Genomic DNA, 12,402 nt, shown 5'->3' on the forward strand with positions numbered 1-12,402 from the left:
TCAGGCGCTCCCCATGCGCCGAACGGAGCCACGCAGCAATAGCAGGAACCAGGGCGCGCCGATCAGGGCGGTGAAGATGCCCACCGGGATCTCGGCCGGCACGGCCAGGGTGCGCGCCAGCGTGTCGGCCAGCAGCAGCAGCAGGGCGCCGACCAGCATGGCGCAGGGCATCAGCTGCCGCTGGTCCGCACCCACCCATTGCCGCGCCAGATGCGGCGCCATCAGGCCGATAAAGCCTATGCTGCCGCACCAGGCGACGCAGAGCGCGCTGAGCAGGGCGACACAGGCAATCGCAATCCCGCGCAGCCGCTGCACATTGACCCCGACATGGCCGGCCGCCGACTCGCCCAGTGCCAGCGCATTGAGCTGGGGGGCCAGGCGCCGGGCCAGGCCAGCGATGCCAAGCAGGGCAAGGGCCGTGATGACGAACATGGTCCAGTTGGCGCCGGCCACTGAGCCCAGGGTCCAGAAGCTGAGCGAGCGCAGCTGCTCGTCGCTGGCCAGATGGCTGCACAGGCCCACCACGGCAAAGGCCAGGGCCTGGATGGCCAGGCCGCTGAGCAGCAGGGCGGCGATGGAGCCCGGCGCCAGCCAGCGCGCCAGCCGCTCCAGCCCGAAGCAGACCGAGAGCGCACCGGCAAAGCCGACCATGGGCAGCAACCACAGCCGCCATTCGGCCGGCAGGGCGAGCTGCAGGCCGGCGAACACGGTCAGGCTCAGCGCCACGGCGGCGGCGGCGCCGCTGGTGACGCCCAGCAGGGCCGGGTCGGCCATGGGGTTGCGGAACAAGGCCTGGCTGAGCGCCCCGGCCAGGCCCAGGGCCGCGCCGGCCGCGGCCGCCAGCAGCAGACGCGGCAGGCGCAGCTGCCACAGCACATGGGCGCCGGCGCTGCCGGCCTCGCCGCTCCAGGGGCCGGCCAGCCAGTCGGCGGCGGCGATCTGCACGGCGCCCAGCTGGCTGGTGAGCAGCAGCGTGGCCAGCAAGGCCAGCAGCAGCCAGGCCGAGGGCCGCCAGCGCCTGGCCGCCCGGCTGGGGTGCAGGCCCAAAGGGGGGTAGAGGCTGCTCATCGCGCTAACTCCTCAGCCGACCGGGTACAAGGCCTGGGCCAGGCGCAGCACGGCCTGCGGCAGGCGCGGGCCGAAGCCCAGCAGCTCCAGGGCCTCGAAGGACAGGACGCGCTGGGCGCGGCCGGCCGGGGTCTGTGCCAGGCCGGGCAGCTTGAGCAGCGCCTGGATGCCGCCGGCCGCCGCCACGCCCTGGTCGGTGAACAGCAGCACATCCGGGGCGGCGGCAATCGCCGCCTCGGGCGTCAGCAGCTTGTACCCGGTAAAGCCCTGGACGGCGTTGACGGCGCCGGCGTAGCCCAGCATGGCGTCGGCCGCCGTGTCCTGGCCGGCGATGCGCACCTGGTTCATGCCGTGCGAGAGCACAAACATCACCCGCGGCGGCTTGCGCTGCTGGCGTAACGCCTGGATCTGCGTCTGGCTTTGCTGCCACTGCGCCGTCAAGCGCTCCGCCAAGGCCTGGGCCGCGGCCTGGCGTTGCAGCAGCTGGCCCAATTGGCGGCAGCGCTCGATCAAGCCCTCGAAGCGGTGCTCGGCGCGCAGCACATGCAGGGGCACGCGCGCGGCCTCCAGCTGGCGCAGCACGGCCGGCGGGCCGGCGTCCTCGGTGGCGACGATCAGGCTGGGCTTGAGCGAGAGCAGACCCTCGGCGGCCAGGCTGCGGGCATAGCCGACCTGGGGCAGGCGGGTGGCGGCGGCGGGAAAGAGCGAGGTGCTGTCCACGCCGACCAGCAATTGCTGCAGACCCAGCTCGTAGACCAGCTCGGTCAGGGCACCGCCGATGCTGATGAGGCGGGGGGGCGTGGCCTGCGCCGTGGCCAGGCCGGGCAGGGCAGCGGCGCCGCCGGCCAGCAATAATTGGCGGCGTGAAAGCAGGCTCAGGCGCATGTGGCCACCTCCCGAGGGGTCTCGGCCAGGCTGTCCAGCAGCGAGCGCCAGTCGCAGCGCTCGGCCTGGCCGGGCTTGCGTTCGCCGAACAGCATGGCGATGGTGCGGCCCTGGGCGTCGAACAGCTCCAGCGAGCTGACCAGACCGTCCACCGTGGGCTTGCGTACCAGCCAGGCGCTGGCGATCTGGTCTTCGCGCAGATGCAGATTGAAGGCGGCATCCATGATGTTGAGCCAGGGCCCCATCACGACCACCTTCTGCACCGGCCCGCTGTGGATCTGGATCATGCCGGGGTTGCCGACGAAGACCATGATGGAGACCCCGTCCTGGGCCGCCCGGCTGATCAATTCATGGGCGCTGCCGGCGGGCAGGGCCTGGGCATAGCCGGGGGCGGCCAGGCGCAGGGCCTGGCTGCGGCTGACGCCGAAGCGCTTGAGCAGGCCGAAGAATTCATGGGTGTCGCGCAGCGAAGCCCAGGCGCTGCGCAGGCCGGCCACGTCGATCAGCGCATCGGCTTGTTCCTGCGGCTCGGCCGGGCCTTCGGCCAGGATGAGGCCCGGCGTCTGGTCCTCGGCGCGGAACTGCACCAGCAATTGCTCGTAGGCGGCGAGCTGGCTTTGTGGCCGCAGAAACACCTTGTGGATGGCGACGCCGGCGGCATCGAAGAACTGCAGGCTGCGCTGCAGCGCGCCGTCGGCCAGGCGTTCGCACACCGCATAACCGTGCGCCCAGGCGGCATAGAACAGGCGCAGGTCGATGGCCCCGCCCAGCACCAGGCCGATGCCGCGCTGGTGGCTGCTGGCGCGGTAAGTGCCAATCTTCTCGTGCACGCAGGACTCGTTGCGGGTCAGCGCCATCACATCGCCCAGGCTCTCCAGGGCGGTGATGATCTCGGGCCATTCGGCCCGCAGGCGCTGGGCCTGCAAGGGCGATTCCTGCTCGGCGACCGGCCCCAGATGGGCGGCGATCAGCTCGCCTTCGCTCAAGGCCAGGGCCTGGGCGATGTCGCGGTGGCGGCGGCCCTGCTGGCGGGCGGTGGCGAAGGCCTGGCGTGTTGGGCTGTGACGGGCTTGCATAAGGCTTGTCCTTTCAGGCGGGCTCAGAAATCGGCGCGCAGCGACAGCTGCAGGGCGCGGCCGGGGGCGGTGTAGGCGTCCACCAGGGCGTTGTCGGCGATGCCGCGCATATCGGACCAGCGCCAGTACTTCTGGTCGCTCAGATTGGTGACGAAGGCGGCGATCTGCCAGACCGGGTTGATGCGGTAGCCGGCGCCGAGGTCGATCACGTCGTAGCGCGGTGGCAGGAATTTGCTGGGGTCTTCTGCGGCGCTGGCCTTCTTGGCCTCGCTGTGCAGCCAGCTCATCTGCAGGTTCCAGGGCCCCGTTTCGTAACGGGCGCTGAGGCTGGCGCGGGTGGGTTGCACCGTGTCCAGCGGGGTCTGTTTGCCGTTCAGCAAGCTGTGGCCGCGGGCATGGGCCAGCGCCGCGCTGAGGTCCAGGCCGGGCAGGGCCTGCCACATCAGCCGAGCTTCCAGGCCGCGGATGCGGGCCTGGTTCAGATTGATGGACTGGAACACCAGCGGGTCCTTGGGTGCACCCGTGCCGCCGACCAGCTCTTGCTTGATGAAGTCCTTGTAGCGGTTGTCGTAGGCGCTCAGCTGCCAGCGCCAGTGCTGGCCCGGCTTGCCGCGCAGGCCGATCTCGATGCTGTTGGCATGCTCGGGCTTCAGCTCGGGATTGCCAATGCTGGTATAGCCCTGGGCCGGGTTGGCGAAGCCGTTATTGACTTGGTCGGGCGTGGGCGCGCGGAAGCCCAGCGCCCATTGGGCATAGGGTTGCAAGAACTCGCTGGCGCGCCAGACCAGGCCCAGGCGCGGGGTGAAGGCCTGGTCGCTCAGCTCGACGGTACGGCCGCTATAGCCCTCGGCCCTGGGCTTGAGCTGGTAACGCTCGTAGCGCAGGCCGGGGATCAGGCTGAAGCTGCCGCCCTCGATCTCGCTTTGCACAAAGGCGCCGATCTGGCTGTAGTCGGTGTCGGGGAAGGGCTTGCTGGGGAAGGTCTCGCCGGCCGGCGGCACGCTGCCGTCGCGCAGGCCGGAGATGCGGTTGCGGCTCAGCTCCAGGCCATAGCTCAGGCGCTGGCCGTCCAGCTGGGTCTGCGCCTGGCTGCTCAGGCCGATCAAGGCCTCTTTGTAGCGGCCCTCGCGTGTGCGGTCCGGCGAGATGTGACGGTCTTCGGCCGCGTACTGGCGGGTGTCGCTGTTCTGCAGATAGATTTGCGTGCGCAGCGACTGCAACCAGGGGGCGTTCAAGTCTTCGTAGCGATGCTCCAGCGACAGGCGCTGGCGTTGCAGCTTGTCTTCGGCGTCCAGATCGATGACGGCGTTAGGCGTCTTGTCGGACACCGTCACGGCGCGGGCCGACAGCACTTCGGTATCGACCCGGCGCTGCCGGCCTTCCAGGGCCAGCTGCAGGCGGTGCTCGGCATTGAGCCTGAGGCCGACCTTGGCCAGCAAGGTCTGGCTGCGGGTGTCGCTGGGGTTGGCGGCGGTGCGGCTGGCGTTGCTTGAGGTGTTCTCGCCCTGGCTCTTGGTCTCGTGCCCGCTGCGGGCGCTCAGCAGCAGCAAACCCTCCCAGTCGCCGCTGCGGCCGGCCAGGGCGGCGGCCAGTCTTTTCGAGTTGTCGGCCGACAGCAGGCTGGATTTCAGGAAACCGGCCCTGGTCTTGCCATCGACCAGCAAGTCCTCGGGCGAGAGGGTGCGCAGGCTCAGCGCGCCGGCCAGGCCCTCACTGCCAAACTGGGCGGAGGCCGGCCCGCGCAAGACCTCGGCGCTGGCCAGGGTGTCCACATCCAGATAGTCGAGCCGGCCGCTGGCGAAGGCGCCGAAGCTGAAGCTCTGGGGCAGGCGGATGCCGTCCACCATCATCAGCACCTGATTGCCTTCCAGGCCGCGGATATTGACGCCTTCGTTGCCGCCGCGGCCGGTCGAGGCGCCGGCCGCCGTGAAGCGGGGCGCCACCGCCCGGACGGCGATGTCCACCTCACCCTCCAGCAGGTCTTTCAGGTCGCGGGCATCGCGCTGGGCCAGCTTTTTCTTGCCGTAGACCGTGACGGTATTGGGCACGGCCTCGGTGCTGCGCTCGGTGCGGGTGCTGCTGACCGTGATCTCGGCCAGGCGGGTCGCGGGCTCGGCGGAGGCGGCGGGGCCGAGCGCCGCTTGCGGGGCCTGCGCCTGGGCGCTGGGCATGGAGAGGCAAAGGCCGAGCGCGGAAAGCGCCAGTGCGACAGGGGTCTTGCGCAGCATGAGGTGAGAGTCCTGAGAGGAACTGGCACGGGCTGGCAAGAGCAAGCTGGCTGGTGCTTGGGGTCTGGGTGGAGGACCTGGCAAACAGGTCGACGGGAATAAGGCCGTGCTGGAGGGCCAGCACTTGCGAAGAATTTTAAATGAGATTCATTCGCAATAGCAAGCGATGGCGCTGCGCTTGCGCCGGTGCATGGCTTGGGCAGGTCTTGATGGCGATCACTTGCCCTTGGGGCCGGGGCGCGCGGCGGCCCGGCCGGCCGCCCGCTCAAACCTTCTGCAACAAGGCCTTCATGCCGGGCGAGGCCCAGCGGCTCTGGTCGGGCCTGAGCACCAGCAGATCCAGGCCGGCATGGGTCGAGGCCAGTTGCTGGGCCAGGGGCAGGCCGGCAAGCATGATGGCCGAGCCCAGGCCGTTGACGGTTTCGACATCGCGGGCCAGCAGATGAACGCTGATCGGCCCCTGACTGGAGCGGCCGGTTCGGGGGTCCAGGATGTGGTGATGGCGCTCGCCGTTCTGCAGGAAGAAACGCTCGTAGTCGCCGCTGGCCGCCAGCACGCCCTGGCCGCTGAGGGGCAGCACGGCCAGCAGGCGATCGGCCCGCCGAGGGTCGCGCAAACCGATGCGCCAGGGCCGGCCCTGCCAGCTGCCGCAGTACAGCACGTCGCCGCCGCCGTTGATCAGCGCATGGCGGACGCCCTCGTCCTGCAGGCGGCGCAGGCCGGCCGCCAAGATGGGGAGTTTGGCCACGCCACCCAGATCGAGCGCCGCGCCTTGCTTCAAGAGTTGCGCGCTGCCCGCGGCTGGGTCGAGCCTCAGGCCCTGGCTCCCCACCTGGCTCAACTCATGAGCCAGCTGCTCCGGCAGCGGGACCCGGGCTTGCGAGCCCGCTTCGAAATGCCAGCTCTTGAGGCCGCCGACCGTCATATCGAACAGGCCGCCCGTCTGCCTGTGCAGGGCCTTGCCGGTTTGCAGCACCGTCATCAGCTCGGGCGGGACCGCCACCGCGTGCTGGCCGGCTGCGCGGTTGATGGCGCTGAGCGCGCTGGCCGGCTCGTAGCGGCTCATCATCGCGCTGAGGCGGCCCATCTCCGCAAAAGCCAGTTCGACCGCGTGGACCAATTGCCCGGCATCCGGGCCCTCGACCAGCATATCGACGCGGGTGCCCAGCAGCAGGCGCGAGTCGCGCCGGTGAGCCGCCATCCCGGGGCCGGCCCGGCTGCTCCCCAGGGCGCACAAGCCCAGCAATGGAACGAGCGAGGCCAGGCGGCGTCGGGTCAGGCCTGCGGCATGGGATGGCTTTGTGCTCACGGTCTTGCTTTTACTTGGAGAGTGACACCATATGGTCGACGGCGGCCTTGACCTCGTCGTCCTTCAAAGTGCTGCCGCCACCTCGCGCGGGCATCATGCCCTTGGCGCCGGTGAAGCCTTCGATCGCGTGCTTGTACAAGGTCTCATTGCCTTGCGCGATGCGCGGACCCCAGTCGGCCTTGTCGCCCGGCTTGGGGGCGCCGGCCACGCCAGCGCCATGGCACAGGGCGCAGGTCTTGCCATACACCGATTTGCCAAGCGCGTTCTCGGGCGCGGCGGGGGCGGGCGCGGGTGCGGCGGCCACCGTCGTGCTGGCGGCGGGCGCCGTGCTGTTGGCGGGGGCTTCGCCGTCTTTTTTTCCGCAGGCCGACAAGGCCAGCAGGGCGCCGACGCTGAGGCTGAGTGCCAGTGATTTGTAGGCGAGTCGCATGGTTTTCATATCGCTTTCCAGCAGTTGTTTTCGGCGCGATTCTAGGAAGCGGATAGCGGCTCTGATAGAGGCAAATCTGCATATTTGCGATCTTCGCGGGCTTATTTGATTTCCTTGATTTGGTTCAAGGCGGGGGGCGCGGCGAGTGGAAAGAATCCGGCAACTTCTCCACAGCCTCCGCTCCTTCTGCTCCCCATGCCTAACTACCCATTCAGTCGCTGCCTGCGAGCCTGGGTGCTGGCATGGCTGCTGGCGGCCCTGGGCATTGCCAGCGCGGCGCCCCTGATGCATGCGGGCCAATTCGATTGGGTTTGCTCCGCCAGCGGCAAGCCCGCAAGCCTGCAGGCCGAGGGCAGTGCCGATGGGTCATCCGGCGCGGCGCGGCATGCCTCCGGCACCCTGGAGTGCCCCGACTGCCTGCTGAGCGGAGCGCCGCCAAGCTGCGCGGCGGCCTCGCCCCAAGCTCCCCCGATAGCCGCTCGCCTGCCTCTGCGCGGCAGCGATGCCAACCCAGCCCAGTTCACCACCGTGCCGCCTCCGGCGCGCGGTCCACCTACGTCCATCCCAGCCTGAAGAGGAACATCATGAGTGAGCAAGACAAGAAGAATGAAAGCAATGGCGGAGGCGTGTTGGCACGTCGCCGCTTCATGAACAGCGCCGCCCTGGCCGGTCTGAGCCTTGGGGCGATTGCCTGTACCGACAAGTCCGCCAGCAGTGCCGCGGCCCCGGCGGCCTCCGGCGCCGCTCCCGCCCATGGCGCTGCTGCCGCCAATGCCAGCCATCTGAAGCCGGGCGAGCTGGACACCTATTACGGCCTGTGGAGCGGCGGCCATACCGGCGATATGCGCGTGCTGGGCCTGCCTTCCGGCCGCGAAATCACCCGCATCCCCTGCTTTGTGCCCGACGCCCTGGTCGGCTGGGGCATCACCAATGAATCGAAGAAGGTGATGGGCACCAAGGCCGACGGCAGCCTCAAGTACACCGTCGCCGACACCCACCACACCCATGCCTCCTACAAGGACGGCAATTACGACGGCCGCTACGCCTGGATCAACGACAAGATCAACAGCCGCATCGCCCGCATCCGCCTCGACTACTTCGTCTGCGACAAGATCACCGAGCTGCCCAATGTGCAGGGCTTCCACGGCATCTTCCCGGACAAGGCCGACCCGGTGGACCCCAAGATCAATTACACGACGCGGGTGTTCTGCGGCGGCGAGTTCGCCGTGCCCCTGCCCAATACCGTGGGCACCGAAGACAGCACGAAATACCACTCGCTGTTCACCTGCGTGGACGCCGAGAGCATGGAGGTGCGCTGGCAGGTGCTGATCGACGGTAACTGCGACCTTACCGCCACCTCGTATGACGGCAAGCTGGCCGCCACCAACCAGTACAACACCGAGATGGGCGCGCACTACGAGGACATGATGTCCGCCGAGCGCGATGCTTGCCTGTTCTTCAACATCGCCCGCATCGAGGAGGCCGTCAAGGCCGGCAAGTTCAAGACCTATGGCGACTCCAAGGTGCCGGTGGTGGACGGCACGCACGCCGCCAACAAAGACCCCAAGACCGCGCTGACCGCCTATGTCTCGGTGCCCAAGAACCCGCACGGCGTCAACGCCAGCCCGGATGCCAAGTACTTCATCTGCGCCGGCAAGCTCTCGCCCACCGGCACCGTGATCGAACTCGCCAAGGTGCTGGATTACTTCGACGGCAAGCTGGATTCGCCCGACAAGGCCATCGTCGCCGAGGTCGAGCTGGGCCTGGGCCCCTTGCACACCGCCTTCGACGGCCGTGGCAATGCCTACACCACCTTGTTCCTGGACAGTCAGGTGGTGAAGTGGAACGTCGAGGCCGCCATCAAGTTCCATGCCGGCGACAAGAGCGCCAAATACGTGGTCGACCGCATCGATGTGCAGTACCAGCCGGGCCACCTGAACGCCAGCCAGTCGGAGACGCGCGCCGCCGACGGCAAATACCTGGCCGTGGGTTGCAAGTTCTCCAAGGACCGCTTCCTGCCGGTGGGCCCGCTGCACCCGGAGAACGAGCAGTTCATCGACATCTCGGGCGACAAGATGGTCTTGCTGGCCGACCACCCGGTGCGCGGCGAGCCGCATGACTTCATCATCTTCAAGCGCGATCTGCTCAAGCCCAAGCAGGTCTACAACCTCGACGAGTTCCCGCTCGCCACCAAGGACCCCAAGGACTCCGGCGTGGTACGCAATGGCAAGAAGGTGACCGTGCGCCTGACCTCGCAGGCCCCGTCCTTCAGCCTGCGCGAGTTCAAGGTGAAGAAGGGCGACGAGGTCACCCTGATCCTGACCAATCTGGACAAGATCGAAGACCTGACGCACGGCTTTGCCATCCCCAAGTACAACGTCAACTTCATCGTCAATCCGCTGGAAACCGCCTCGGTGACCTTTATTGCCGACAAGCCGGGCGTTTACTGGTGCTATTGCACCCACTTCTGCCATGCGCTGCATCTGGAAATGCGCACGCGGATGATTGTGGAAGCTTAAGTTCCAGGCTCAAAAAGCCTCCGGTGGCCTGCGGACTCGAGCCCCGCTGCCACCTTGCGGACGGGCGCCATGCGGCGCTCGTCCGGCCGACAGGAAGAGTAGATGAAATTGCATTGCCAACGATTGGCGGCCAAGCTGGAGAGGTTTCTCCAGCTGGCCGCATTTTTTCTGCTGCTGAGCCTTGGCATGCACAGCGCATGGGCCGCCAGCGGCGCTTACGAGGCCGCCTTGCCGGCCGAGTTGGCCACGGCCAAGGATATGTGCGCCTTGCTGCCCTGCAAGGAGGTTTTTCCCGGCGCCGAGCGCTTCTCCGAGCGGCTGGGCTCGCCGCCCTATGTGAAGGCGCTGGGCGCGGCCGATCAAGTGCTCGGTTATGTGATGCTGTCCACCGACATCACCGACACGCCGGCCTATTCCGGCAAGCCGGTCGTGACCCTGATAGGCATGGACCTGAAGGGCCATTTCGTCGGCATCAAGGTGCTCAAGCATTCGGAGCCCATCCTGCTGCTGGGCATCCCGGAATCGGCCTTGCTGAACTTCAATGCCCAATACATTGGCAAGTCGGTGGCCGACAAGATCGAGGTCGGCCAGACGCGGCCGGAGGAGAACGTGCTGGGCGTCGACGCCATCTCCGGCGCCACCGTCACCGTGATCGCGCAGAACCAGGTCTTGATGGCCTCGGGCCAGGCGGTGGCCAAGCAGGTCGGCATCCTGGCGCCGACGCTGCGCGAGCCGGCTCGTTATGCCCAGACCGAGCGGCGCTTCGACTGGGCGCAGATGGTCAAGCTGGGTGCCGTGCAGCGCCTGCGGGTGCAGCCCGAACAGGTCGGGCTGGAGCGTGGCCCCGAGCCTTTTATCGAGCTCTGGTTTGGCGACTTGAACCACCCCGCGCTCGGCGCCAGCCTGATGGGGGAGGGCAACTGGGCCAATCTGCGTTCGCGCATGAAGGAGGGCGAGCATGCCTTCTTCGTCATCCGCACGGCCGGCAGCGAATCCTTCAAGGGCTCGGGCTTTGTGCGCGGCGGCATTTACGACCGGGTGCAGGTCAAGCAGGGGGCCGACTCCTTCACCTTCCGCGATCTGGACTATCTGAACCTCTACGGCCTGGCGGCGCCCGGCGCGCCGGAGTTCAATGAGTCGGCCATCTTCATCATCCGCTCGCCGTCCTTCTCGGCCGCCTACCCCTGGCAATTGGCCTTTCTGGGCAACCGGGTGGACCGCGCCACCGGCACGCGCAGCTTCGCCAACTTCGACCGCAAATACTGGCTGGCCGATGAGTTGCTGGAAGGCGGGCGCCCGGTGGTGCCGGAGGCCGACGCGCCCTGGCTGCGGGTGTGGAAGACGCGCGCCGTCGAGATCGCGCTCTTCGTCGCCCTGCTTGTTGGCGTCACCGTGGTCTACGCCTTGCGCGAGAAGCTGACGCGTCTTTCGACCCACAAGAACAAATGGCCGGTCAATGCCTTCAAGTACACGGCCTGGGCGCTGAGCATTGGCTTTGTCGGCTTCGGCGCCATGGCCCAGCCCTCCATCACCCAGGTGCTGACCTGGTTCCATGCCCTGCTGTTCCAGTGGACCTGGTCGCTCTTCCTGTCCGACCCCTTCATCTTCGTGTTCTGGATCTTCATCATCGCCACCGTCTTCCTGTTCGGACGCGGCCTGTTCTGCGGCTGGATGTGCCCGTTTGGCTCGCTGTCCGAGGCGATTTACAAGCTCGGCGAGAAGATCGGCCTGAAGCGCTTCCAGGGCCATCTGCCGCTGGCCTGGCACCATCGCCTGAAGTGGCTCAAGTACGCGATCTTCTTCGGCCTGCTGGCGATCTCGATGTTTTCCATGGGCCTGGCCGAGAAGCTGGCCGAGGTGGAGCCCTTCAAGACCACCTTCCTGGTCGGGATCACGAACCGGGCCTGGCCTTACGGCCTTTTTGTGGCCACGCTGCTGGGCCTGTCGCTCTTCATCGAGAGGCCTTATTGCAAATACATCTGCCCGCTGGGCGCGGCCCTGGCCATGCCCAGCACCTTCCGCTGGTTCGGCCTCAAGCGCAAGCAGGACTGCAATAGTTGCAAGGCCTGTGCGGTCGGCTGCGGCTCGCTGGCCATCGACGCGGCCGGCCGCATCGACCACCGCGAATGCCTGCACTGCCTGGACTGCATGATTCTCTACACCGATGTGAAGGGCTGTCCGCCCCTGGCCAAGGAGCGCAAGCGGCGCGAGCGCGATGGCTTGCTTGTCACGCCTATCGGAGGCGACGGCTACTTCATTCCCATCGAACCCAGCACCGAGCCCCCGATGAGCGCCAAGGTCGCTAACGGCCCCGACCCTCGCATGCCGAGCGATCCGGTCGCCCCCGCCCACAAGGCCGGCGCCCAAGGCCTGGGCTGGCTGTGGCGGGAGCTGGTCGACCACCTCTGGCCCTGGAACCACAGCAATTGGAAGAGCCAGAAGGCGCTGCAGATCGCCGGCTTCTCCCTGGCCATCGCCGCCAGCCTGGCCTGGGTGCTGGCCGGCAGCGGCCGCTTGTCGCAAAGCGCCATCATTGCCTGGTGGTTCGGCTGGAGCGTCTACGAGGTCTTGATCCGCCTGGCCGGCAAGCGCTACGTCAAGGACGGCCCCTGGTGGCAGGCCCGCTACCGCCGCGCCAGCGTGATGGACATGCTCAGCTATGTCGGCTTCAAAAACCTGCTGATAGGCGCGGCGCTGTTCCTGAGCTTGAAGTCATTGGGCCTGCTGCTGTGAGTATCCCAGCCCCCTGGCGGCGTCCGGCGTTCGCGGAGAAACATGGAATTCAAATTCAACCACAGAGACACAGAGACACAGAGGTCATTCCATTGAGTTCCTGGTATTCCTCTGTGTTTTTCTCTGTGTCTCCGTGTCTCTGTGGTCGTCTTTC

At 67.4% G+C, this 12,402-nt stretch carries 9 protein-coding genes; 3 read left to right on the plus strand and 6 right to left on the minus strand.

Translation table 11 applies throughout. From position 1 onward, the window contains the following. From HNP55_RS13580 to HNP55_RS13605, 6 genes are all read right to left on the minus strand, one after another. Positions 1–1,068 carry a FecCD family ABC transporter permease gene (locus tag HNP55_RS13580; RefSeq protein ID WP_184300204.1) on the minus strand — a complete coding sequence of 356 codons (1,068 nt, stop codon included), beginning with the start codon at positions 1,066–1,068 and terminating at the stop codon, positions 1–3. A 12-nt stretch (positions 1,069–1,080) separates the two neighbouring features. Further along, positions 1,081–1,953, minus strand: a complete 873-nt coding sequence (locus HNP55_RS13585; RefSeq protein ID WP_184300207.1) for a hemin ABC transporter substrate-binding protein — start codon at positions 1,951–1,953, stop codon at positions 1,081–1,083. Beyond that, positions 1,944–3,029 carry a hemin-degrading factor gene (locus HNP55_RS13590; protein WP_184300210.1) on the minus strand — a complete coding sequence of 362 codons (1,086 nt, stop codon included), beginning with the start codon at positions 3,027–3,029 and terminating at the stop codon, positions 1,944–1,946. The genes HNP55_RS13585 and HNP55_RS13590 overlap by 10 nt, the downstream gene beginning before the upstream one ends. Positions 3,030–3,052: 23 nt before the next feature. Next, positions 3,053–5,257, minus strand: a complete 2,205-nt coding sequence (locus HNP55_RS13595) for a TonB-dependent hemoglobin/transferrin/lactoferrin family receptor (RefSeq protein ID WP_184300213.1) — start codon at positions 5,255–5,257, stop codon at positions 3,053–3,055. Between the two features lie 265 nt (positions 5,258–5,522). Continuing rightward, positions 5,523–6,566 (minus strand): FAD:protein FMN transferase, encoded by a 1,044-nt coding sequence (locus HNP55_RS13600; RefSeq protein WP_348648704.1) that lies wholly within the window; start codon positions 6,564–6,566, stop codon positions 5,523–5,525. Positions 6,567–6,576: 10 nt separating this feature from the next. Continuing rightward, positions 6,577–7,005 (minus strand): c-type cytochrome, encoded by a 429-nt coding sequence (locus HNP55_RS13605; protein ID WP_409993744.1) that lies wholly within the window; start codon positions 7,003–7,005, stop codon positions 6,577–6,579. A 186-nt stretch (positions 7,006–7,191) separates the two neighbouring features. On the opposite strand from HNP55_RS13605, the gene HNP55_RS13610 reads away from it, so the two are divergent. The 3 genes from HNP55_RS13610 to HNP55_RS13620 all read left to right on the plus strand — a co-directional run bounded on the left by HNP55_RS13610 (position 7,192) and on the right by HNP55_RS13620 (position 12,248). Further along, positions 7,192–7,569, plus strand: coding sequence for a hypothetical protein (locus tag HNP55_RS13610; RefSeq protein ID WP_184300216.1), 378 nt, complete (start codon positions 7,192–7,194; stop codon positions 7,567–7,569). 11 nt (positions 7,570–7,580) lie between these two features. Then, a complete protein-coding gene (gene nosZ, locus HNP55_RS13615; RefSeq protein ID WP_184300219.1) occupies positions 7,581–9,515 on the plus strand; it encodes a TAT-dependent nitrous-oxide reductase in 1,935 nt (644 codons plus the stop codon). Between the two features lie 102 nt (positions 9,516–9,617). After that, entirely contained in the window at positions 9,618–12,248 is a 2,631-nt protein-coding gene (locus HNP55_RS13620) for a NosR/NirI family protein (protein WP_184300222.1), read from the plus strand. Positions 12,249–12,402: the final 154 nt, after the last annotated feature.

The sequence above is a fragment of the Roseateles oligotrophus genome (assembly GCF_014204525.1).
Lineage (GTDB): Bacteria > Pseudomonadota > Gammaproteobacteria > Burkholderiales > Burkholderiaceae_C > Paucibacter_A > Paucibacter_A oligotrophus_A.